Annotated in this window: 20 protein-coding genes; 9 read left to right on the top strand and 11 right to left on the bottom strand. The window is 71.2% G+C overall.

What is annotated here, in order from left to right; translation table 11 throughout:
* Positions 1-113 precede the first annotated feature (113 nt).
* Positions 114-1,310, bottom strand: a complete 1,197-nt coding sequence (locus ACZ6PY_RS19095) for a M20 metallopeptidase family protein (RefSeq protein ID WP_466073916.1) — start codon at positions 1,308-1,310, stop codon at positions 114-116.
* 338 nt (positions 1,311-1,648) lie between these two features.
* Positions 1,649-2,098: a hypothetical protein gene (locus ACZ6PY_RS19090; RefSeq protein WP_466073914.1), complete on the bottom strand. Its 450-nt coding sequence runs from the start codon at positions 2,096-2,098 to the stop codon at positions 1,649-1,651.
* 178 nt (positions 2,099-2,276) lie between these two features.
* Here ACZ6PY_RS19090 and ACZ6PY_RS19085 point away from each other — a divergent pair, with 178 nt between their 5' ends.
* Together ACZ6PY_RS19085 and ACZ6PY_RS19080 are read left to right on the top strand one after the other, a co-directional pair.
* Entirely contained in the window at positions 2,277-5,120 is a 2,844-nt protein-coding gene (locus ACZ6PY_RS19085; RefSeq protein ID WP_466073912.1) for an AfsR/SARP family transcriptional regulator, read from the top strand.
* Positions 5,121-5,246: 126 nt separating this feature from the next.
* Positions 5,247-5,924 carry a TetR/AcrR family transcriptional regulator gene (locus ACZ6PY_RS19080; protein WP_466073910.1) on the top strand — a complete coding sequence of 226 codons (678 nt, stop codon included), beginning with the start codon at positions 5,247-5,249 and terminating at the stop codon, positions 5,922-5,924.
* Between the two features lie 169 nt (positions 5,925-6,093).
* On the opposite strand, the gene ACZ6PY_RS19075 is transcribed toward ACZ6PY_RS19080, so the two are convergent.
* On the bottom strand, positions 6,094-6,894 hold the full coding sequence (locus ACZ6PY_RS19075; protein WP_466073908.1) for a thioesterase family protein: 801 nt from the start codon (positions 6,892-6,894) through the stop codon (positions 6,094-6,096).
* 507 nt (positions 6,895-7,401) lie between these two features.
* Between ACZ6PY_RS19075 and ACZ6PY_RS19070 the strand changes: the two genes are divergently transcribed.
* On the top strand, positions 7,402-7,545 hold the full coding sequence (locus ACZ6PY_RS19070; protein WP_466073906.1) for a hypothetical protein: 144 nt from the start codon (positions 7,402-7,404) through the stop codon (positions 7,543-7,545).
* 104 nt (positions 7,546-7,649) lie between these two features.
* Entirely contained in the window at positions 7,650-8,105 is a 456-nt protein-coding gene (locus tag ACZ6PY_RS19065; protein ID WP_466073905.1) for a MaoC family dehydratase, read from the top strand.
* A 361-nt stretch (positions 8,106-8,466) separates the two neighbouring features.
* On the opposite strand, the gene ACZ6PY_RS19060 is transcribed toward ACZ6PY_RS19065, so the two are convergent.
* Positions 8,467-9,159 carry a helix-turn-helix transcriptional regulator gene (locus tag ACZ6PY_RS19060; protein WP_466073903.1) on the bottom strand — a complete coding sequence of 231 codons (693 nt, stop codon included), beginning with the start codon at positions 9,157-9,159 and terminating at the stop codon, positions 8,467-8,469.
* Positions 9,160-9,461: 302 nt separating this feature from the next.
* On the opposite strand from ACZ6PY_RS19060, the gene ACZ6PY_RS19055 reads away from it, so the two are divergent.
* Entirely contained in the window at positions 9,462-10,166 is a 705-nt protein-coding gene (locus ACZ6PY_RS19055) for an alpha/beta fold hydrolase (RefSeq protein WP_466073901.1), read from the top strand.
* Between the two features lie 511 nt (positions 10,167-10,677).
* On the opposite strand, the gene ACZ6PY_RS19050 is transcribed toward ACZ6PY_RS19055, so the two are convergent.
* Together ACZ6PY_RS19050 and ACZ6PY_RS19045 are read right to left on the bottom strand one after the other, a co-directional pair.
* Positions 10,678-11,604 carry an arginase family protein gene (locus tag ACZ6PY_RS19050; protein WP_466073899.1) on the bottom strand — a complete coding sequence of 309 codons (927 nt, stop codon included), beginning with the start codon at positions 11,602-11,604 and terminating at the stop codon, positions 10,678-10,680.
* 65 nt (positions 11,605-11,669) lie between these two features.
* Entirely contained in the window at positions 11,670-12,491 is an 822-nt protein-coding gene (locus ACZ6PY_RS19045; protein ID WP_466074677.1) for a helix-turn-helix transcriptional regulator, read from the bottom strand.
* Between the two features lie 179 nt (positions 12,492-12,670).
* On the opposite strand from ACZ6PY_RS19045, the gene ACZ6PY_RS19040 reads away from it, so the two are divergent.
* Entirely contained in the window at positions 12,671-13,729 is a 1,059-nt protein-coding gene (locus tag ACZ6PY_RS19040) for an aldo/keto reductase (RefSeq protein ID WP_466073897.1), read from the top strand.
* Between the two features lie 433 nt (positions 13,730-14,162).
* On the opposite strand, the gene ACZ6PY_RS19035 is transcribed toward ACZ6PY_RS19040, so the two are convergent.
* The 3 genes from ACZ6PY_RS19035 to ACZ6PY_RS19025 all read right to left on the bottom strand — a co-directional run bounded on the left by ACZ6PY_RS19035 (position 14,163) and on the right by ACZ6PY_RS19025 (position 17,940).
* On the bottom strand, positions 14,163-14,735 hold the full coding sequence (locus ACZ6PY_RS19035) for a TIGR03086 family metal-binding protein (protein ID WP_466073895.1): 573 nt from the start codon (positions 14,733-14,735) through the stop codon (positions 14,163-14,165).
* A gap of 28 nt (positions 14,736-14,763) precedes the next feature.
* A complete protein-coding gene (locus ACZ6PY_RS19030; RefSeq protein WP_466073893.1) occupies positions 14,764-15,984 on the bottom strand; it encodes an alpha/beta hydrolase family protein in 1,221 nt (406 codons plus the stop codon).
* A gap of 921 nt (positions 15,985-16,905) precedes the next feature.
* Positions 16,906-17,940, bottom strand: coding sequence for an alpha/beta fold hydrolase (locus ACZ6PY_RS19025; RefSeq protein ID WP_466073891.1), 1,035 nt, complete (start codon positions 17,938-17,940; stop codon positions 16,906-16,908).
* A gap of 18 nt (positions 17,941-17,958) precedes the next feature.
* On the opposite strand from ACZ6PY_RS19025, the gene ACZ6PY_RS19020 reads away from it, so the two are divergent.
* Entirely contained in the window at positions 17,959-18,468 is a 510-nt protein-coding gene (locus ACZ6PY_RS19020) for a TetR/AcrR family transcriptional regulator (protein WP_466073889.1), read from the top strand.
* A 140-nt stretch (positions 18,469-18,608) separates the two neighbouring features.
* Here ACZ6PY_RS19020 and ACZ6PY_RS19015 read toward each other — a convergent pair whose 3' ends face one another.
* Entirely contained in the window at positions 18,609-19,028 is a 420-nt protein-coding gene (locus ACZ6PY_RS19015) for a winged helix-turn-helix transcriptional regulator (protein ID WP_466073887.1), read from the bottom strand.
* Positions 19,029-19,104: 76 nt separating this feature from the next.
* On the opposite strand from ACZ6PY_RS19015, the gene ACZ6PY_RS19010 reads away from it, so the two are divergent.
* Positions 19,105-20,025 (top strand): NADP-dependent oxidoreductase, encoded by a 921-nt coding sequence (locus ACZ6PY_RS19010; RefSeq protein WP_466073885.1) that lies wholly within the window; start codon positions 19,105-19,107, stop codon positions 20,023-20,025.
* 575 nt (positions 20,026-20,600) lie between these two features.
* Here the strand turns inward: ACZ6PY_RS19010 and ACZ6PY_RS19005 are convergent.
* Positions 20,601-21,425: a MarR family winged helix-turn-helix transcriptional regulator gene (locus tag ACZ6PY_RS19005; RefSeq protein WP_466073883.1), complete on the bottom strand. Its 825-nt coding sequence runs from the start codon at positions 21,423-21,425 to the stop codon at positions 20,601-20,603.
* Between the two features lie 158 nt (positions 21,426-21,583).
* On the opposite strand from ACZ6PY_RS19005, the gene ACZ6PY_RS19000 reads away from it, so the two are divergent.
* Positions 21,584-21,823, top strand: a complete 240-nt coding sequence (locus ACZ6PY_RS19000; protein WP_466073881.1) for a hypothetical protein — start codon at positions 21,584-21,586, stop codon at positions 21,821-21,823.
* Positions 21,824-22,084: the final 261 nt, after the last annotated feature.

Raw genomic sequence — 22,084 nt, 5'->3', positions numbered from 1 at the left:
CACGTTCGCCTGACCGCGCCGCACAACCTGGGCGCGGCGGCCGACCTTCCTCCTGCCAGGCCGGCGGTGCGGTGCCGTCGGCGGGATTGGGGGCGGGATTGCGCCCGCGGTGGTCAGCGCGGGGTGAGGGCGAGCGCGGCGAGCGCGGCGACCCCAGCGGTCAGCGCCGACTCGTCGAGGCGCATCTGCGGTGAGTGCACCGGCGCGACCGGTCCGGCCCCGGGCCGGGTGCCCAGGATCAGCATCGCGCCGGGCATGCGGTGCAGCAGGTACGCGAAGTCCTCGCTGGCCGGGAACGGGGTGGGCAGCTCGCTCACCCGGTCGGGGCCGAGCGCCCCGGCGACCGCGGCCAGCGCCCACCGCGCCTCGCCCGCGTCGTTGACGGTCGGCGGGTAGCCGGGGTGCACGCTCACCTCGGCGGTGCAGCCGTGTGCGGCGGCAACCCCGGCGGCGACCTGGGCGAGCGCCTCGGCCACCCGGGACCGGGCCGCGTCGCTGAACGTCCGCACGGTGCCCTCGGCCGTCGCGGTGTCGGGGATGACGCCCGCGCCGGAGACGCCGGCGTCCAGCCGGTTGATCGTGACCACCACCGGGTCGAAGACGTCGAACCGGCGGGTCACCATCTGCTGCACGGCCAGCACGACCTCGCAGAGCACCGGCACCGGATCGGCGCCGAGGTGCGGCAGGGCCACGTGGCCGCCCGCGCCGTGCACGGTGACGGCCAGCGCGTCCGCACCGGCCAGCAGCGCGCCGGGCCGGGTGCTCACCGTCCCCGCGGGCAGCCCCGGGAACTGGTGCAGGGCGTACGCGCGGGCCGGTGCGAAGTCGCCGTCGAGCAGCCCGTCGGCGAGCACAGTGCGGCAACCGTCGTGGCCCTCCTCGCCGGGCTGGAACATGAGGATCACGTCACCGGGCGGGCCAGGATCGGCCGCCGCGATCAGGTGGGCGGCCTGCACCAGCATGGCGACGTGCGCGTCGTGCCCGCAGGCGTGCATGGCGCCGGCCACCGTCGAGGCGTACGGCAGGCCGGTCCGCTCGGTCAGCGGCAGCGCGTCCATGTCCGCGCGCAGCAGCACCGGCGGGGCGTCGCCCCGGCCGGCCAGCCGGGCGACCACGGCACTGGAGGTGGTGCCGGCGCGCACCTGCAGCGGCAGGGGGCGCAGGGCGTCGAGCACGGCCGCCTGGGTACGCGGCAGCCACAACCCCAGCTCCGGATGGCCGTGCAGCCGCCGGTACAGCTCGGTCAGCGACGCGCGCCGCCGTTCCGCGTGCGCCAACAGCTCCGGCCGGTCGGTGGTGGGCGACGCCATGGGTCGAGAATTCCGGCGCCGGACCGGCCGGTCAAGGACCCGCGCCGGCGAGGTCGGGCTTACGACAGCGGGCGCGACCTGCCGGGTTCAGACGCCGACGACGCCGTCGACGGCCTCGCGGAGCAAGCCGGCGTGGCCGTTGTGCCGGCCGTACTCGTGCAGCATGCCCAGACGCAGCGAGACGTCCTCCGCCCCAGCGCGCGTGGTTGGCGCTGACGTCGAGGACTCGGCCCCCGCTCGATGCGGCGGGCGTGCTCGACCTCCCGCTGCCACGCCTCGAACGCCTCGGGCTCACCGTCGGGGACCGGACGCCGCCCCGACGGCGAGGTCTCCGCCCCTCAGAAGTAGCCGTACCACCGGTTCGACTCCGCCGTCTCGGTGTTCGCGCCGCTGGCGTTGTAGATGCGCACGCCGGCGTAGATGTCGTCGAGGCCGACGTCCTCGTTCAGGGTCGAGCTGTTCATGCACACGCCGACGGAGTAGGAGTTCTGCCCGAGAGCCTCGTAGTACGTCCGGTACGGGCCGCCGAGCAGATCGTCGCTCCACTCGTCGTCGCCCCAGACCCGAAATTCCACCATGTACCGGTCGTAGTACGTGCGTGCGGTGGTGCCGCTCACCCGGACCGTGTAGTCCCAGTAGCGGCCGTCGCTGGTCTGGCACCCCAGCAGGAGTTCCAGCTTCGCGGTCACGGCGAGCGCGGGCGCCGCACTCGCGGCGACGGTTCCGGCGGCGACCACCGTCGCCGCGGTGAGGAGGGTCAACGTCCTGCGGATGGCATGCCTGAGCATCTTGGTCCCTCACTTCCTCTGGTCGGGCTTGTCCTGCGCGCGGAGGAGACCGGGCCGCGGCGGCCGGCCGGTGCGCCATCGCACGATGCCATCCGGCGCTGACGTGAACCTGACGCGCGCTGACCCGGGCCGCCCGGCGATCGTTAGCATTCGATTGCCTGACCACTGAAGAGCGGAGGTGGCGAACATTCAGGTCCGTCTTCTCGGGCCGGTCGACGTCACCGAGGGGGATCGGGCTCGGCCGGTGCCCGGCCTACGACGCAAGGCCCTGCTCGCGGCACTCGCCCTGCACGCCGGTGACGCCGTGCACCCCGACCTGCTCATCGAGATCGTCTGGGACGGCATGCCGCCGGCCACCGCGAAGAACTCGCTGCAACGGCACATCTCGTACCTGCGTGGGGTGCTCGGCGGGCGGGCAGCCATCGCGGTACGTCCACACGGCTACGTCCTCGACCTGCCGCAGGAGGCCACCGACCTGCACCTCGCGCAGCGGTTGATCGGCGAGAGCAGGCATCCGGCGGAGCCCGGCGAACGCGCGGCTCCGCTGCGTGCCGCGTTGGCCCTCTGGCGGGGACGGCCGCTGGCGGACCTGGCCGGGCTCCGCTGGCTGGACGAGCAGGCCGAGCGGTTGGCCGCGCTCGAGCTGTCGGCCCGGGAGGCGTTGCTCGACGCCCGGCTGGCGCTGGGTGAACACGCGTCGCTCGTACCGGAACTGGCGCGCCTGGCCGACGAGCATCCCTACCACGAGCAGATCCACCACCGCCTGATGCTCGCGCTGTACCGCGACGGCCGGCAGGTCGACGCGCTGGCGGCCTACCAGCGGTTGCGCACCGCCCTGGCTACGGACCTCGGCGTCGACCCCAGCCCGGCACTGTGCCGGCTGCACGCCGCCATCCTCCGGCAGGACGCCGACCTGGCACCGCCGGCCATGGGCGAGCCGGCCCGGGTGACCGGCGCGCCGGCCGGCCAGCCGGCACCGTCCGGTCCCGTGCCCGCCCAACTGCCCGTGGCCGTGCGCGGATTCGCCGGCCGCCGTCCGGAGCTGGCGCGACTCGACGCCCTGCTGCGTGCCGCGCGGACGTCCCGCGCCGACCAGCCCGGCACCCTGCCCATCGCGGTGGTGTCCGGCACCGCCGGTGTGGGCAAGACCGCCTTCGCCGTGCACTGGGCACACCGGGTGGCCGGCGAGTTCCCCGACGGGCAGCTGTACGTCGACCTTCGTGGGTTCGCCGACCACGGCTGCCCGGTGGATCCGGCCGCGGCGATCCGTGGCTTCCTCGACGCGTTCGGGGTGCCGGCGCAGCGCATTCCCGTCGAGCCGACCGCACAGGCCGCGCTGTACCGCAGCATGCTGGCCGGCCGGCGGGTGCTCGTCGTCCTCGACAACGCCCGCGACGCCGCGCAGGTCCGGCCGCTGCTGCCCGCCGTGCCGGGCTGCCTGGTCCTGGTCACCAGCCGCACCGAGCTGACCCCGTTGGTGGTGAGCGAGGGCGGGCATCCCTTGACCCTGGACCTGCTGTCGACGCAGGAGTCCCGGGAGCTGCTGGCCGGGCGTCTCGGCGCGGACCGGCTGGCCACCGATCCGGGCGCGGTCGACGACCTCATCGCCCGGTGCGCCCGGTTGCCGCTCGCGCTGGCCGTCGTCGCCGCGCGCGCCGTCACCCGGCCCGACTTTCCGCTCGCCACGCTGACCGCCGAGCTGCGGCGCGCCGCGGAGGAACCGGACGCGGCGCTGGACCCGTTCGACGGCGGGGACCTCGCCACCGACATCCGGGCCGTCTTCTCCTGGTCGTACCGCACCCTGACCACCGAGGCCGCCCGCTTGCTCCGGCTGCTGAGCCTGCACGGCGGCCCGGACATCGCCGCGCCGGCGGTGGCGAGCCTCGCCGGCCGGTCGGCCGCAGTCGTCAAGCCACTCCTGGCGGAGCTGGCCCGCGCGCACCTGCTGGTCGAGCTGGCCCCCGGGCGCTACGCCTGCCACGACCTGCTCGACCGGTACGCCGCGGAGCTGGCCCACACTCACGACGGCGCCGGCGACCGGCGGCGCGCCCGGCACCGGATGCTCGACCACTACCTGCACACCGCCGACCGCGCCGCCCGCCTCCTGGACCCCCATCGGGATCCGATCACCGACTCGGCACACGAGCCCGGCACGGTCCCGACCGTCCTCGCCGGCTACGCGGAGGCACTCGCCTGGTTCCGCGCGGAGAGGCCGGTGCTCCTGGCCGCCGTCGCCCAGGCGACCCGCACCGGCTCGGACCGCCGGGCCTGGCAGTTGGCCTGGACCCTGCTCGACTTCCTCGACGCACACGCGTACTGGCACGACCTGGCCGCGGTGCAGGATCTTGCGATGACGGCCGCCCGGCGCCTCGGCGACCGCCGCGGTGAGGCCCACGCGCACTGGGGGCTGGCGCGGGCCAGGGCGAAGCTGGGCGACCACGAGGACGCCCGCCGGCACTTCCAGCGCGCGCTGGAGCTGTTCGAACAGACCGGCGACCGCACCGGACAGGCGCACACCCGGCTCAACCTGGCCTGGGTGCTCGACCGGCAGGGCCGTTACGCCGAGGCGCTGCCGCAGGCGCGGGACGCGCTCGCGCTCTACCAGGCTCTCGGCCACGTGGCCGGGCAAGCCGACGGGCTCAACGCGATCGGCTGGTATCTCACCCACCTCGGGGAGCACCGGCAGGCCCTCGGCCACTGCCGGCGGGCTCTCGACCTGCACCAGCGGACCGGCGACCGGCGCCGTGCCGCCCAGGCCTGGGACAGCCTCGGTCACGTCCACGGCAACCTGGGCGACCACGACCGGGCGACGGAGTGCTACCGCAACGCGCTCGCCCTGACCCGGCAACTGGGCATCAGGTACGACGAGACCATCGTCCTGACCCATCTCGGCAGCGCCCGCCGCGCCGCCGGTGACCGGGAGGAGGCGCGCGCGGCGTGGCGCCACGCGCTGGCGATCCTGGAACAGCTGAGTCATCCGGACGCCGAGGCGGTACGCGTCCAGCTCGCGCGACTGAGCTGACACGCCCGGCGGTCAGCGGCGGCGCGGCGCGACCAGCCCCGACTCGTACGTCCACACGACCAGCTGGGCCCGATCGCGGCAGTGCAGCTTCGAGACCGGATGGCTACGGCGGACGGACCGCAGGAGATGCTGACGCTGCTCGAGGAGGAGCTGATGCAACGGCTGGGCGAGACCGCCGGCCTGAGGCTGGTCCGCCATACGAGCCAGCCCAATCGGAACGTGGAGCGCGGTGCCGCTACCCGCGAGCGCGTGCTGACGGTCGCGACCCGACTCCTGGTCGAGCGGGGCTACGAGGGCACCTCCATCGAAGCCGTCCTTGCCGAGGCCGGGATGAGCCGAGGATCGCTCTACCACCATTCTAAGGGGAAGGAGGCGTTGTTCTCGGCAGTCGTGGACAGTGTCGAGAGCGATGTGGGTCGCCGGATCGCAGCAGCCGGCGCGAGCGCGCCGGACCCAGTCGCGGCGCTGCACGCGGGATGTCAGGAGTGGGTACGGCTGGCAGGCGACCCGGTCGTGCGGCGAATTCTGCTCATCGACGCGCCGGCAGTGCTGGGCTGGCGGCGCTGGCGTGAACTGGACGAACGCAACACCCTCGGCATGATCAAAAGGGGAGTGGCTGCCATCGCCGCGGCCGGGCACCTCGCCGAAGAGTTCGTCGACGTCTTCGCGCACGTCGTACTGGCGTCGATGAACGAAATCGCGCAGGTGGTGGCGCTTGCCGAGGACCAACCGACCGCCACCAGGGCGGCCGGCAACGCGGTCGACGAGGTCCTGCGACGACTTCTGACCCCGACGATGCAGTGATGCCGTCCAGAAGCGAACCGACGCCGGCTCGACGGGGTTCTCGATGCCCCCAGCTCATCTCCAGCCCCTTGGACGCGGCCTCAAGCCGCAGGCATGCCGTCATCGACCGGCCGCGCGGGGCCGTGCGGCCCGGGTTCCGCTGGCACGCGGCGCGTTGAGGCTGCTGGGTTCAAAGGCGTAGCCCGAGTTGCCGAGCCTGCGCGACCAGACGGCCGGTGCTGTCCCACAGTTGGGCGTCTTCTTCCACGAGGCCGCCGGCGAGTTGGGTGGCTTGCATGCGGGCCTGGATCCAGCCGGGCGCGGGTTGCCGTCGAAGGTGGATGGTGAGCTCGATGGTGGGGACGGCGACCGGTCCGACGAGTTCGCCCAGGGCGGAGGGGAAGGCGTCGGCGAACAGCGGCAGCGCGGCCAGGTCGGGTTCACGGCCGTCGGTGAAGCGTATCCAGGCGTCCAGCCGGGCGGCGCCGGGTCCGTGGCCGCCCACCCATCGCGAGACCGGCGGAACGCGGTAGTCGAAGCGCTCGGTGACGGTGGCGTCGAGGCTTGCGGCGAGATCGGGTGGCGGGATGAGGCATTTAGTAGGGTTGCCGATGGAGGGTGGTCCGGCCGACGGCTCGGCGGGTTCGTTGAGGAAGCGGGGATGGCCGTAGGTGGCCAGGACGCGTACTCGTTCTTTCCCGTTCTGCCGCAGGGCGGCGGTCGCGGTGCTGGTCAGCCGGCCTTGTTTGACGGTCTCGACGTCGATGTCGGCCGGTCCGAGCTGGGCGGGGCGAGGGAAGTGGGCGGTGGCGGTGAGCAGCGGCTGCCCGTCGGCGGCCTGGGCGGCTGCTGCCAGGGTGAGGGCGAACAGGTAGCCGCCGTGGGGCAGGCCGCCGATGGTGGTCCAGGCGGGGGCGACAGTCGCCGACCATCGGTTGTCGTGGTCCGCTCCCACGGCGGTGTCGGTGTCGAACCGGTGCTTGCCCGTCATGCCGTACGGCCGAGACACGTGAGCAGAAGCCGATGAGAGCTCGCCCCGGCGCTGTGGGCGAGGACCGCCGTCAGGTGCATGTGTCTCTCCGAGGGTGAGGGCGGGCCTGCGAGACGCCGCCGTGGCCGGCAACGCGGTCCGCCACAAGGTCTTGCACCGGCTGCCGGGATGCTCATGATTGAGCAGCGACCGCATCCACCACGCCTTAATGCAGTCGATTTTTGCGTTTAGGACCCTACGTGAGGTGCTACAGCAAACGCAAGTGGGGGCCGCTTTAAGGGGTGCGCGGCAGGGGCCGGCGCGCCGGGCTTACCCGCCAAGGGTGGGCCGCCGTCATTGGGTCGCCCCCGGATCAGGGCAGGCCGAACTCGGCGCGGTCGGCGTCGATCACCCCGCTGATGAGCGCGACCGTGGCGGCGGCGATCTCCCGCACCGCACGGACGCCGCCGTCGCCGGCGTGCAACACCTCGGTTTCCGCTCGACGTCCTCTGGCAGCACGCCCTCGCCGTGGCGAAGGTCTTCACCTGGGCGAGCGAGACCTACTACGACACCGACCTCGCGCCTCTGCGCGAGGCGCACGCCGGCCTGGCGGACTTCACCACCTGGCTGGGCCGCTCGGGCAAGGCGCGCCTGACGGCCCAGCTGCGGTGACCCGGCCGGCTGGTCGGCTGGAGCGGGTTCCGGGTTGGAGCGGGCAGCGCCCGGAGTTCAGGACGAGCCGGGCCCGGCTTGAAGGTGAGCCATACTTTGAACGCGTGACACAATTCGGCGGGATCGACGACCTCATCGGCCGGGACGAACTCGGCGTCAGCGACTGGCATCTGGTCGACCAGGCACGCATCAACGGGTTTGCCGAGGTGACGGGCGACCGGCAGTGGATTCACGTCGATCCGGAGAGGGCGCGGCGGGACGGGCCCTTTGGGTCGACGATCGCGCACGGGGCGCTCACATTGGCGATGTGCATGACCTTCCTGACGGAGGTCTTGCAGGTTGGTGGTGTCACCTTCGTGGTCAACGGCGGGTTCGATCGGGTGCGGTTCCAGACGCCCGTCCGGGCCGGGTCCCGGCTGCGCGGCGCGGTGCGGTTGTTGGGCTCGCGCCGGATGGGAGCGGGCGCGCGGATTGTCGTGCGTACGACGGCGGAAATCGAGGGTGAGCGCCGGCCGGCGTGCGTGGCTGATCAGGTCCTTGCTCTGTACGCGGACTCCTGAGCGTCGACAGCCCGGAGCACTTCACTCCGGCGCCCTGGACACGGAAGGGTTCCGGTTGAGTACGTTACCCAGCGCCGATGCAGCCGTCGCAGTGCGCTCTGGCCCGCCTGGTGCGCGAGTTCCATGACCTGACCGCCGGTATGGACATCGCCGGTGATCAGGAGGCGGTGTGCCACAACGACCTGTCGCCGGGAACACGGTCTAGTGGCGGTCAAGGCGAGCGGACAGCCCGCGGTGAGTTCACCGAACACACCTGCGGGGTCAATCTGCCCACGCCGCACGTGGCCGGCTGGTTCGCAGTGTCTGGCGAGGTCATTCCTGCCTGGTGGCGAACCATGTCGGCCCGGAGTCCGAGTACGAATCACGCCGAGGACTTGACCACCGTCGAGAGCCGAGAAGCGCGGCCGGTGGTCTCGCGACTGGTGCGGTAGCGGCCCGGCGTCGTTCCGATGATGTTGGTGAACGCTGCGATGAAGCTGCTGGAGTTGGCCCATCCGCAGGCGTTGGCGGTGTGGGTGGTGTCGTGGCCGTCGGCGAGGAGCACGAGCGCGTGGTAGACGCGTAGCTGGGTGCGCCACTCGTAGAAGGTCATGCCGAGGTCGTTGCGGAACAGTCGGCTGAGGGTGCGGGGGCTGGCACCGATCGCTTTCCCGAGTTCGGCCAGCGTGGCGTTGTCTGCCGGCCTCTCGTACAGCATCCGGGTGACGGCTTGCAGACGGTCGTCCCGTGGCTCCGGCAGGTGCAGCGGTTGTTCGTGTGTTTCGCGGAGTTCATCGACGAGCACTCGAAGGAGGCGGGAGCGCGCGGAGCGGCTGTAGCTAGGCGTGGCGTCGTCGTAGCTGCGGGGGCCGGTCAGGGCGAGCAGGACCTCGCGGGCGAGGTCCGAGGCCAGGAACACGGCGGGATGCTCTGGTATCAGCCGGGCGAGGGATGGCGTGAGAAAGACGATCCGCATGTCGGTGTCGCCGTGGGCACGGTGGTAGTGCGTGAACCGGGCCGGCGTCCAGGCGACCCGGTTGGCGGGAACGATCGACGTGCCGCGCTCGGTGTGCACCGCCAGGACGCCGCTGGCTGCGTAAACCAGGTGCCCCCGTGCGTGTGACTGCGCCGCGCTTGTTCCACCGGAAGGCCAGAGGTGGCGACCGCCGGACGGCCACACCTTTGACGTGACAGCGGCGATCCGGCGAGGTTGGCGGCGAACGGGCATCACTTGGCATCTTATCGGTAGTGAGCCACGCCTTGACGTGGTGAGACTGTCTCCCATGCGGTGGTCTTCAGTCGCGCACAGCGCTCGACTGAAACACATGTCATCGAGGCACCGTGCCTCGACACCGCGGCTGAGAGGATAGGAAACACATGGCGACGTTCGTCCTCGTGCCTGGCGGTTGGCACGGCTCCTGGTCGTTCGAGGCGGTGGTTCCGCTACTGGAGCGTGCCGGTCATGCCGTTCACGCCCTGACCCTGACGGGTCTGCGACCGGACGACGACAACGCGACGGTCGCGACCGCCAACCTCGACACGCACGCCGACGACGTGCTGCGGCTCCTTGATCGCGCCGGCATCACCAGCGCGACGCTGGTCGGCCACAGCTACGGCGGGATGGTGATTTCTGCCGCCGCCGACCGCGCTGGCGGCCGCGTCTCACGGCTGGTGCATCTTGACGCCTACGTCCCGCGGGATGGCGAGTCGTGCTGGTCGTCGACGACCGAGCGCTACCGACAGGTGTTTGCCGCCGGCGCTGCGAGCACTGGCTACGCCGTCCGCCCACCGGACGGCGGCGATCCCCGCCGTCGTCCCCATCCACTCGCCTCGTTCATGCAGACGATCCGGCTCACCGGCGCGCTCGCCCAGGTCCGTGAGCGCCAGTTCATCTACTGCTCAGGATGGGCAGACCGGACACCGTTCGCTGAAATCCGTACCCGACTCGAAGCCGATCCGGATTGGCAGGTCCACGATCTCCCAACCGGTCACAACGCAATGCACGAAGCCCCGGAGGCCGTCGCTGCACTACTGCTTGACGAGCGCTTCGCGGATGCGTCGAGGCACAGACGACATGCGTGACGGGGGCTCAACTGTTCTCGCACCGTGGCCTGGTGACGAAACCTTCGTGACAGATGGCTCCTGTGAGATCATCTTCGGCATCGTGGTTCCAGCGGATCGGACCTGACGTGGACCACGTTGAGGACGGATTAGCGCCGCAACATACGACGGTGGCAACGTCGTCGCCTCCGGCGGCAGGACGTGGGCGCCCGTCTAGGCCCTGTCCTGTCGATCATGGAAGCGCCCGCGGGCGTTGCCCTCGGCGGCTCGGCGCGCGACTTGGTCGCTGCGTTCCGGGATGGCGTGTCGGGCTGGCGAGAAACCCGATCGCGGCCCGGGACAGCCCGGCCGTGAGCCGCAGTCGGGCGTGGGTGGCCCGGGGCGGACCGTCTACGAGGCGGGGTCTGCACATGGGCGGGCACCACGATTGGGGCGTGCGACCAGGCTCTGATCCGACGCTGATCGGACACCATCGGCAAACGGCCGGCGGAGCTCGCACCAGCGATGCCCTGCGCGGTGGCGCCCGCGCCGCCTACGACCGCTCACCGCCGTGCAGGGCGGCGACCAGCGTGTCGGCCAGGGCGGCCCCGATCGTGCCGGTGGGGTCGAGGTCGGGGTCGTAGATGGTCAGCTGTAGGCCCACGCACGCCGGATTGGTGACAAGTGGGCGCAGCAGCGCGGTGAGTTCGGCGAAGTCGAGGCCGCCGGGGTCGGGCGCGTCCGCCGCAGGCATCACGGTGGGGTCGAGGACGTCCGCGTCCAGATGTACGAAGTAGCCGTCGAGGCCGTCCAGTTGCCGGGCCACCGCTTCACCGGTGAGTGCCGCACCGGACGCGCGGATTTCGGGCGTGGTGTGGACGGTGAGGCCTGCGGCGCGCGCCTCGTCTAGTTCCGGGTCGTAGTCGCGGACCCCCAGAACGACGATGTCCTGCTCGCGGAAGTACGGGGCCAGGCCGTCGATGTCGGCGATCGACGGCTGCCCTCGGCCGGTGACGATGGCTGTGCCTTCGCCGCCCGGGGCGCCCACGTTCGTACTGTTGCCGGTGTGCCGGAAGTCGATGGAACCGTCCAGATAGACCAGGCCGTACCGGCCACGCCGGCGCAACGCGAGCGCGGGGCCAAACAGGATCGAGCAGTCCCCGCCGAGCAGCAACAGAAACTCGCCGCGGTCGAACACCGCGCCAGTCCGCTCGGCGAGACGCGTCGTGTAGCCGGCCAGCGCCGCCCCGTTGATGACCCCGTCGCCGGGTCTCCAGTCGCGGACGTCGTAGCGCGGCGGCACGACGACGCCGGCGTCGATGGCGCCCAGGCGGTCGAGCAGACGCTGGTCGCGCAGCGCGCCGGCCAGCTTGTAGCAGCCGGGCACGAGCCCGGGCCCGGGCGGACGCAGGCCGAGGTTGGAGGGAGCGTCGAGCACGGCCAGCGGGCGCACCGCACCGGCACTATGGCGTCCGTTCATCAGGTTGCGAACCTTCCTTACGCTGTGTCGATCAGTACGTCTGAGGGCCGACGAGCTCCGGCGATTCAGCCGGTGCAGGAGGCGAGAAGCCGGAGCGCGGCGTCGGAGGGTGACCCCTCCTCGGCGGTGTGCACGGCCAGCGCCAGCCCGGGATCGTCGGGCAGGCGCAGGGTTTCGTAGTCCAGCTCCAGCTCGCCGACCACGGGATGCCGGTACCGGTACCGGCCGTGACCTTTGTCCTTCACCCGATGCTCGGCCCACAGCTCGCGAAACTCGGTGCTAGCGGCGGACAGCTCATCGACCAGACTCGCGGTTGCTGGGTCGGCGGGCTGACGACCGGCGTCCAGCCGGAGGAACCCCACGAGGTCGCCGGCCCGTGCCCGCCGGTCGGCGTAGAGATTCCGCACGCCCTCGTTCAGGAAGAACAACCGGGCCATGTTGCGCTGCCCGGGCGGCAGCGCACCGAAGTCGGTGATCAGCGCCGCGGCCAGCGGGTTCCAGGCCAGCACGGTGGTGGTGCGGTCCACCAGATACGCCGGCACGTCGCGGAGCGAGGCGAGCATCCGTGCGACGCCGGAGCGCAGCGGCCTGCGGTCGTCGGGCTCCAGCTCGGGCGCGGCCGCCGGGACCGGTCGGGCCAGCCGGTGCAGATGCGCGCGTTCGGCGGCGTCCAGACGCAGCGCCCTGGCCACCGCGTCCAGGACCCCGGCGGAAAAGTGCAGGCTGCGTCCCTGCTCAAGTCGGATGTAGTGGTCGACACTGACCCCGGCCAGCCGCGCCAGCTCATCGCGCCGAAGCCCCGGCACGCGGCGCCGTTGCCCGTACGCGGACAGGCCGCATTCCTCCGGGCGCAGCCGGGCCCGCCTCGATCGCAGGAACTCCCCCAACTCGGCGCGTCGGTCCAACTCCGTGCCCTTTCACTATGTCCGGCGCGAGCCGGCTGATCCTGGTCATGCCGTGCCCAGGCACGGGCCGGCTCTGGTTACGGCAGGCGCCAAACGCCCACAGTTGGCTCACCGGAACGGTTCCGGCCCCCCTCAAGGGGGCTCCCACACAGGAGCGGTAAGTGACCTCTTCTCATCTGCCCATCCAGCGTCTCGGCCGTACCGACATGGAGATCACCCGGTTGGGCTTCGGCTCGTGGGCCGTGTCCGGCTCGGGCTGGACCTTCAGCTGGGGCGCCACCGACGACACCGAGTCGATCGCCGCGATCCGCCATGCGCTCGACGCCGGGATCAACTGGATCGACACCGCCGCGGTGTACGGCCTGGGCCACTCCGAGGAACTGGTCGGCAAGGCGGTCGCCGCCCTGCCCCCGGCCGATCGCCCGTACCTGTTCACCAAGGTCGGCCTGGTCTGGGACCCGGACAACCCGTCGGCCGCACCTCGCCGAATCATGAGGCCCGCCAGCGTCCGCCGCGAGCTCGAGGACTCGCTGCGGCGGCTGGGCGTCGAGCACATCGACCTGTACCAGGTGCACTATCCCGACACCGGGGAGTCGCTGGAATACGCCGGCGGCGGGTTCGGGGCGGTGTCGCCCAACGCCACGCCGCTGGAAGAGTACTGGCAGGTCATGGCCGATTTGAAGGCCGAAGGCAAGGTACGGGCCATCGGACTGTCCAACCACACGCCCGACCTGCTCGAAGCCGCCGAGCTGATCGCCCACGTCGACGTCATCCAGCCCCCGTTCTCGGCGATCAACCGATCGTCCGCCGCCGAGATCGCGTGGGCCCGTGCCCACGAGACCGGCGTCATCGTGTACTCGCCGCTTCAGTCCGGTCTGCTCACCGGAACCTTCTCCGCCGAGCGCGTGGCCGGCCTGCCCACCGAGGACTGGCGTACCGCCCACCACGACTTCACCACCGGCCTGACCGCCAACCTCCGGCTCGCCGAGGCTCTGCGTCCGATCGCCGCACGTCACGGCCGCACCGTGGCCGAGGTCGCCATCGCCTGGGCGCTCGCCTGGCCCGGCGTCACCGGCGCGATCGTGGGAGCCCGCAAGGCCGCCCAGGTGGACGGCTGGATCGGTGCGGCGTCGCTGGAGCTGACCCCGGCCGATCTCGAGGACGTCGCCACCGCCATCACCGTGTCCGGGGCGGGCAGTGGCCCCGCCCGCCATTCCTGAAGGAGAACTGGCAAAGCCTTCGAGGAGCACTTCACCACCCCGTACCTGCGTCACACTCAACGGGTCCTGGACCGGGTACTCGCCCGGACCCTGACCTTGCACACCCTCGCCGGGAGTCCGTGGCGACCGAGCCGGCCGTTCCCCTCACCGGGAACGGCCGGCGTCACCGGGCGTCGACATGCCGGCGACGGCCACCCCGCAGCCGAGCGGCCACCCACCGTCGCGTTCGCCACGATGAATTACATGCCCGGCCCGGGCGCCCGGCTGAGCACCAGCACCGTGACCAGAGAAGCGCAGCCGTAGCGGGCTTCACGGCCCGGATGGTCGCTGCACGGCGTGCGTCCCGCCAGCCGATGACGACCACCTCCCGTCGACGCCCGCGAACGATCCGGCGCCGGTGGGCGTCTCGGCGCGGTCCCGGTCCTGATGGCTCTCACCAGGTCTGGAGGTCGCGGCCGAGGAAGGCCAGCAGCTGCCGGTGGGCCGGGGCGTCGTCGGGCGAGGGAACGGCCGGGCCGAACATGTCGGGGCGGCGGAAGGCGGTGAAGTCCATGCCGTGCATGACGGCGAGCAGTTCGGCGCACAGCGCGTCGTCGATGAGGTGGTGCTGGCCGGTGGCCAACGCCAGGTCGCTGCCGTGCGCGAGGAGCTCGGTGAGGTGGATGAGGGCGGCCATGGGCCCCGGTACCTCGCCGAACCCCAGCCGGACGGTCGTGGTGTTCAGGTCTGCCGGATGGCGCCAGGCGGCGTGGTCGAGGTCGGCGGCGAGGGTGTACGCGGCCTGCGGATCGGCGCCCAGCCAGTCGTCTTCGTGGGCGCCGCCGGCCTCGGTTCCGGTGAGTTCCGCGGCGAAGATACGCATGCCGCCGACCAAGTGGTTGAGTTCGGTACGCAAATCCCAGCCGGGGCAGGGGCTCGCCGCGTTGAGCTGGTCGCCGTTGATGCCCTTGACGATGATTGCGGTGATGTCGATGGCCCGGTCGATCCGGTCGATCACGGTGGTCATGGGGTTTCTCCGTTCGTGGTGGTGGCCGTCACGCGGCCGTGGCGAGGACGCCGTCGAGCCAGTCGTAGATGCGGCCGAGCGCCAGGCGCTGCGCCCCGGATTGGCAGTGGGCGTCGGCGCCCTCGTCCGCGGTGAACTCGACGAGCGTTTTGGGGCAGTTCAGGTGCTCGTAGAGCAGTTCGGGCTGGCCTTTGAAGAAGCCGTCGTCGGCGCCGGCGCAGACGAGCGTGGGGCAGGTGATCTGTTCGGCGATGCCGTCGCGCAGGTGGTAGTCGAGGTAGGCGGCGCCGAACGCGCGCGGGGTGTCGACGCCTATGGCGAACATGCCGTGCTCGATGGCCCAGCGCATCATCGGGCTGGCGTCCATGACCTTCTCCATCATCGCGTCGAGATCGGGGTCGCTGTCGGCGCGTAGCCGCCGCTCGGCCTCGGCGCGGGGGAGGGGGATGCCGGAGGTGGCGATCTCGCCGAGGTCGTAGACGCCGTCGAGGCAGATGAGCGCGGCTATGCGGTGGTCGAAGGCGGCGGCGCGGGGCGCGAGCTGCCCGCCCATGCTGACGCCGAACAGGGCGATACGGGACCCGTCGACCTCGGGGCGGGTCAGCGCGTAGTCGAGGACCGGGCCGACGACGTGCTCCCAGTCGGGGCGGAACATCAGGCCCTGGTGGTGGCGGGTCCCGGGCTGACCCGGCCCGTCGAAGGCCAGCACGGTGTAGCCGCGTTCGAGGGCCGCGGCGGCGCCGAAGAAGTGCAGCTCCTCCACGGTGCCGTCGAAGCCGTTGCCGATCACCACGGTCGGGCGCGGGGTGCCGGAGTCGTCGACCCGGTACAGGTAGCCGGGCAGGGTGGTGTCCTCGTACGGGATCTCGACCGGCTCGATGACGGGGTCGAACAGCGCCGCGGCCTGGCGGAAACAGACCACCGAGGCGTCGTACGCGTGCCGGATGCGCGGATCGGCGGCATCGCCGTGCAGGAAGAACTCAGCGGCCCGGTAGTAGTTCGACGCCCGCAGGAAGCCGTCCCGGGCGCTGACGCGACGCTCGGCCTCCAGGGAGGCCCGAGCCTCCCCGGCCACCCGGTCGGCGGTGGCCAGCCACTGGTCGTGCCAGCTGTCGTAGTCACCGGCGGTGATCCGCTGACTGGTGACGGCGATCTCGCCGAAGTCGCCTCCGCCGTACGGGATGTGCCCGAGGATGCGCAGCGTCTCGTACCAGAAGCTGGGGTTGTCGGGGAAGAACACGGGCTTCATACCCACTCCTAAAGCAGCTAGCGTCTGCGTTACGGAGGACAGTAGGGACCGCTGGCCGCATAACGCAAGCGATAACTGCATTAAGGTGGATCACATGGGGAGCTGGCGCGGCCGGTCGATCCGGGCCGTCGCGCGTCCGACGGCGGCCACCAACTGGCTCTCGACGCCACCGAACACGCTCCCATCACGTCAGCCCTGCACGTGTCGCTGTCGTGAGGCGAGCTGCGCGGCGATCCCGGCGAAGGTGCGGGCCATGGCGGTTTACCCGCCGGTGCGCCAGACGAGGGCCCACCGGGCGAGCGAGGCGTCAGCGATCGGGAGATAGCAGGTCCGGGCGGGCGTAGTAGCGGATTGCGTGCTCGTGCACGGGACTGACGGCGTTGCCCGCGGCGACGACGGTTGCCAGTTCCTGGAAATTCGCGACGAACGGCCCGCGCGGGATCGGTCGCCCGCTGGGCGTGTGCCAGGGTGTGGTCGCTGCCACCCAGTAGTCGGGCGCGGTTGTGGCCGGGACGCAGTGGTCGGCGAGGTCCTCGTAGTGAACGTGATCCCGGCGGCGAGCATCGTTAACGCGGTACATTGCTGCGCGGCCGACGGCGTCAACGCCCGCCCTCCCAGATGCCCGCCGACTCCGGCAGACGGACATCGAGCCCGGCACCGGCCCGGCTAACCGGGGCTCCGATGCCGCGGCCGTGCTGGCGGCCCGTTACGAGAAGCGTCGAACAGCGCGCCGTAGCTGCAGATGAGGCGTCGGGCGGCACCATGGCTGTCATCGATCTGACGCGGCGCCAGGCCAGTCGCCGGAATGAGCAGCACGACATTCCACACACGATCCATGGTGCCGCTGAAGGCGGCGGCCCACACGGAGTTCACACCCGTGAGTGCCACCAGATCTCCGGATCGCAGACGCCAGGGATCTGCTCAGCCCAGGAGCTCGCCAACCAGCCGGGCGAAGGCGCGTGGGTGGGTGAGGTTGCCGTTGTGGCCGCCGGGGAGCCGCCTTGCCGGCACGCCGAGGTGGTCAGCGAGGGCAAGGGCGGCCAGGTAGTCGAAGCCGTCGTGCGGGCTGGTCTGTCCGACCGCCGGGAGGATCCGGGCGTCGCGGGGCACGTCGGCGAGGGTGAGGCTGTCGCCCAGGGCCGCGTCGAGGTCGTTGGTCAGGAAGAACCCGAAGTTGGCGGCTCGTTGGTCGGTGAACGGGAAAGGGGTGATGCCAGGCTCGGTTTCCTGGTCGTGCGGGTTGATGCCGAGCACCCTGGCGACCTCTGCGGCGGCGGCGCGCCAGCCGTTGTCCTGGTGCACGCGACGCACGCCGGCCAGTTTCTCGCGGGCGGAGGCCTGCTCGGCCTCGGAAAGGAAGCGCAGCGCGATCGGCTCGTGTGCGATCAGTGTGCCGATCACGCCGGGGTGCTCGGCCATCAGGTGCAAGCCGATCGCGGCGCCGAGGCTCAGGCCGAGCATGGCAGCCGGGCGGTCGGTGACTGCGCGCAGAACCGCGGCGGCGTCGGCCGCGTGCTGCCGCATCGAGACCGGCCGGGCGGGGTCGGCGGCGATGCTGCGGGACAGGCCCCGCCGGTCGTAGGTGACGACCGTGAATCGATCGGCGAGGTGACCGGCCAGGTCGACCGTGCGGTCCGCGTCGCCCTCTCCGCTCTGCGAGACGAACAGGACCGGTCCCGTGCCGATGGCCTGGTAGTGGATGCGGGCGCCGTCGCTTTCGACGATGTTGTGTTTGCTCATGAAGGTGAACCGTCGTTTCTGGATGCGTTGAGAGGGGGCGCGGTCACAGCGGCTGCATCGGCCGATCGTTAACGCAGTTGACCCTTGCGTTTGGCACACTACGTCGAGCGGACCGGTAAACGCAAGCTGCTGCTGCCTTAAGGTGGTGTGGTGGCAGACAAAGAAGCCGTGCGCCGGCCGGGCGGGCGTAGCGCCCGCGTACGGGCAGCCGTCCATCGGGCGGTCGCCGACCTCGTGACCGAGCGTGGATACGGCAACATCACGATGGGCGACATCGCCGCCCGGGCGGGTGTGGCCGACTCCAGCCTCTATCGCCGGTGGGGCAATCTGGAGAACCTGACCACCGATGTGGTGATCACCTGGTTGACCACGAATTCGCCGATTCCCGACACCGGCAGCCTCGCCGGCGATCTGCGGGCGTACGCCGCCGGAGTGGCGCGCGACGTCAACGGGCCGACCGGCCTGGCCGCGCTTCGCCTCGTGCTGGCCCTCGCCGGCGCCGGTGAGGCAGGCGCCGCCGCCCGCGACCAGTTCATCACCGAGCGACGCCGGCAGCTGCAGGAGATGCTCGATCGGGCTCAGGCTCGGGGCGAACCGGTGGTCGAGGCGCTGGACATCCTCGACCACATCCTCGCCCCCTTGTACATTCGCACGCTCTTCGGCATGGGCCCGGTGACGATCGAGCAGGCACACGCGCTCGTCGACGGCATTCTGGTCCGAGCCGAAGACGCCGGCCGGCGGTGACCGCCGACGGTCGCGCCGACCACGACGAACAGCACCTGCGGACCTCGGGGGCACTCTCAGGCGCCGACGACCCATAAGGCCGCGACCAGTCGGGCGAGACAGGCGCAGATCGCCGGTGCCGGCTGCCGACCCGATCGCCGTTACTTGGCGCCTGCGTCCTCGGTAACGGTGGCGTCATAGGCCGCCTGAGCTTGGACGACCTCCTCGATGTAGGTTTCGGCCCACGTCTTGATCGATGCCATGATCGGCAGCAGGGTGGTGCCGAGCGCGGTGAGCGCGTAGTCGACGCGCACCGGAACGGACGGAGTCACGGTGCGGGATACCAGGCCGTCGCGCTCCAACGTACGCAACGTCTGCGTGAGCATCTTCTGACTCACGCCGGCGAGCCTGCGCTCCAGGTCGCTGTATCGCTGCGGACCGGCGGCCAAGGCGTTGAGGATCAGGCTGACCCACTTGTCGCTGATTCGGTCGAGCAACTTCCGGGCCGGGCAGGCAGCGATGTAGGCGTCGTACGCAGCTCGCTGTTCGGCGCGGCGCTGCGCCGCGGTCCGCGTCGCCATCCCTCACCTCCGCGTAGGGTACGCACCTTGGGGTGCGTACTTCCGGTTGGAGGGTAGCGCTCCTTACGGTCGAGTCATGAAGGCAGTGATCATTCGTTCGTTCGGTGGCCCCGAGGTCCTGGAGATCGGCGAGGTGCCGGTGCCGGTGCCCGGACCGGGGCAACTGCGTATCAAGGTGGCCGCCGCGGCCGTCAATCCCGTCGACGTACAGACCCGATCGGGCGCGCTGACCGCGGCCGGTCTTCTTCCGCCCCGGGACGTCATCGGGATCGGCTGGGACGTGTCGGGCGTGGTCGATGCCGTCGGTTCCGGCACGGCCGGGTTCCGCCCCGGCGATCGCGTCGTCGGTCTGTCGGACCGGTTGGCGTTGCCGTTGAAAACTCAGGCGGAGTACTGCGTCCTGGACGCCGGGGACGTCGGCCACGTGCCGGCCGGCCTCGACCTCAAAGCAGCGGCGACACTGCCGCTCAACGCCCTGACGGCCGCGCAGTCCCTCGACCTCGCCGCGCTTCGCCCGGGCCAGACTCTGCTGGTCACCGGCGCGGCCGGCGCGGTGGGCGGCTACGCCGTCGAACTGGCCGCGCGCGCCGGTGTCCGTGTCGTCGCGTCGGCCAGCGAGCGCGACGAGCCGCTGGTCCGCGATCTGGGCGCCGAACATTTCGTTCCACGCGGCGGCGATCTGGCCGCGGCGGTCCGCGATGTGGTGCCCGGCGGTGTCGACGCGGCCGTCGACGCAGCCTCCCTCGGCATGCCGGCCTTGGACGCGGTCACCGGCGGTGGCGCCTTTGTCCCGGTGCTCGGGCCCGCGCCGATCCCACTGCGCGGTATCCGGGTCGCCAACGTGTGGATCCGTGCCGACGGGCCGCGGCTCAGCGCTCTTGCCAACGCCGGCCTGCGGCTCCGGGTCGCCGACGTGCTGCCCCTCGACCAGGTCGCGGAGGCACACCGCCGCCTCGAGAAGGGTGGGCTGCGGGGCCGGTTGGTTCTGGCGCCATGAAGGCAGCACCTGTTCAAGGGGGGTGCCCCGCTGTGCGGCGCGGTGGTCGACGGCATAACGCACTCGCATCTGCCGAGCGGGTGCGGCGTACCGCTCGCCGCTGTCTCCGCCGATCTGCCGGGCCTGCTGCGGCCCCTGCGGTGTCCTTCTCTCCACGGCGGCCTGGTGGCACGCGAAGGGTGACTGGCGGAACGGGCGGGTCATGGCTGCGAGGAGGGAATGTTCGCTGTCGTCACCGGCGAGCTGCCAAGTGAACGCGCCGCCCGGCGCCGTCTGCGGTGGCTACTTGTCCACCTGCTTTTCGAGGTGGACCAGGGCCATGTCTGACGTCAACTCCACCCGACGAATCGGGGTGTAGCCGCGCCGCTCGTAGCGGGCGCTGGCATCGAGGTCGACAGCCCTTCTGTACGCCGTTGCCTGTCGTTGTCGTCTGCTGGGTGCTTCATGGTTCCGATCAGGCGGAGCCACGGATGATGAGCCCGACGGGCGTGATGACCCCGGAGGGATCGTCGCTGTACATGCCTTGCCGCAGGCGCCGGGTGAGCTGGGTCGTGGCCGTCGTCTGATGCACCCGCTCAGTCGCCGACGGCCTGTACCGCGGCGGCGATCGGCTGGAGCCCGGCGATCAGCTCGTCGAGCTCGTCGGCGCTGAGTACGTCGTACGCCGGCGCCGCCAGCTCGTCGGTGCGGGCCTCGATGCGCGCCTTGGTCTCCCGGCCGGCGTCGGTGAACCCGCCGTCGGCGTCCACGAGGCCGCGGCCGCGCAGCCTGTCGACGACAGCGGCCAGCTGCGCTTTGGGCAGGTGGTGGATCCGGCCGAACTCCTCCGCCCGCATTCCGAGGGACAGAGCGAGCAGGACGTGGGCCTCGGTGCCGCCGATGCCGTGGGCGAGGAGGGCGGCGTTGTGGCCGTCCCCGCGGTGCTCTCGCAGCAGCGTCGCCGCGTGCCAGAGCCTGGCCACCGGCTCCGCGGGCACGTCGAGCGCCCGGAGCCCGGCGTACAGTGCTCGGCCTTCGGTCGGCGCGCTGACCGCTGCGCGGGTGGCGAGGTCGGCGATCCGCACCAGATCGGGGGAGTCGGCGAGCTGCCCGATCATCTGCCGCAGCGCGGCGGCGCTGCCCCGCTCGCGCACCGCGACCGCCTCCTGCGGAGTGATCTTCCCCCAGACCCACGGGATGTGGCGCGCCACCTCGCCGTCGGCGAAGTTGTAGAACACCGCGTGCACCACCGCGGCCGGCGCCAACCCCAGCGGCGCGGCCCGACCCGCGAAGTACCCGTCCCAGTAGTTGCGCATACCCAAGGCCAGGAACGCCTCGTTCGGCACCTCGGAGAAGGTGACGGTGGCGATCGGCTCGACGAGCTCGAACATGCGGTGGACCTTGGCCAGTGGGTGCGTCATCGGTGACAGCTCCTGTGGTCGTGACAGCCCCTTCGTGGACCGCCTCTCACCGTAGCTACGAACAACGCGGCCCGGATACGACAAACTCCCGTCGACATCAACCCAGTCAAGATCAGGCTTACTCTCCTGCCGCGACGTGTGCGGCAGGAGTAACGAGGATGACGTTCTCAGCCGGATCGGGGATCGTGATTCGGAAGGTCGCGGACGACATGAGCGACGACGAGAACTGGACGGGTGGCTTCTACGAGCTCTGCCTGGTTCTCGGCGCAGATCATCGTCTCGACGGCCAGGTCAGCATCCGTGACCTCGGCACCGTCCGCCGTGATCGCCAGCGCGAAATCAGCCGCGAAGAACCCCTCGGCCGCGAGCGGGCATCAGCCTGGGCCCAGACGCCGTAGCACGGAACCGTGGCGCGCAGCGGTCATGAGCGGGCACGAGCGGCAGTTGGCTCTGCCGCCGGCTGCAGGAGTTGAAGTGAGTCAATCGCCTAGCCCCGGTATGGTCCCGAAGGGCTGGGCCCTGGGTCAAGCAGGGGATCTCTGCGCTGTACAGCCATTCGTACAGGCGGGAACCGGTGCCGCCGTCGTGCGGGCGCGGCGGCTCTCTTGACCGCCAACTTGCTGCTTTACTATGTCACTAGGAAAGCAGCAAGGAGCAAC

The sequence above is a fragment of the Micromonospora sp. NPDC048907 genome, from assembly GCF_055586885.1.
Note: the sequence above shows the minus strand (reverse complement) of the source record. Positions and strands in the feature narration are given on the sequence as shown.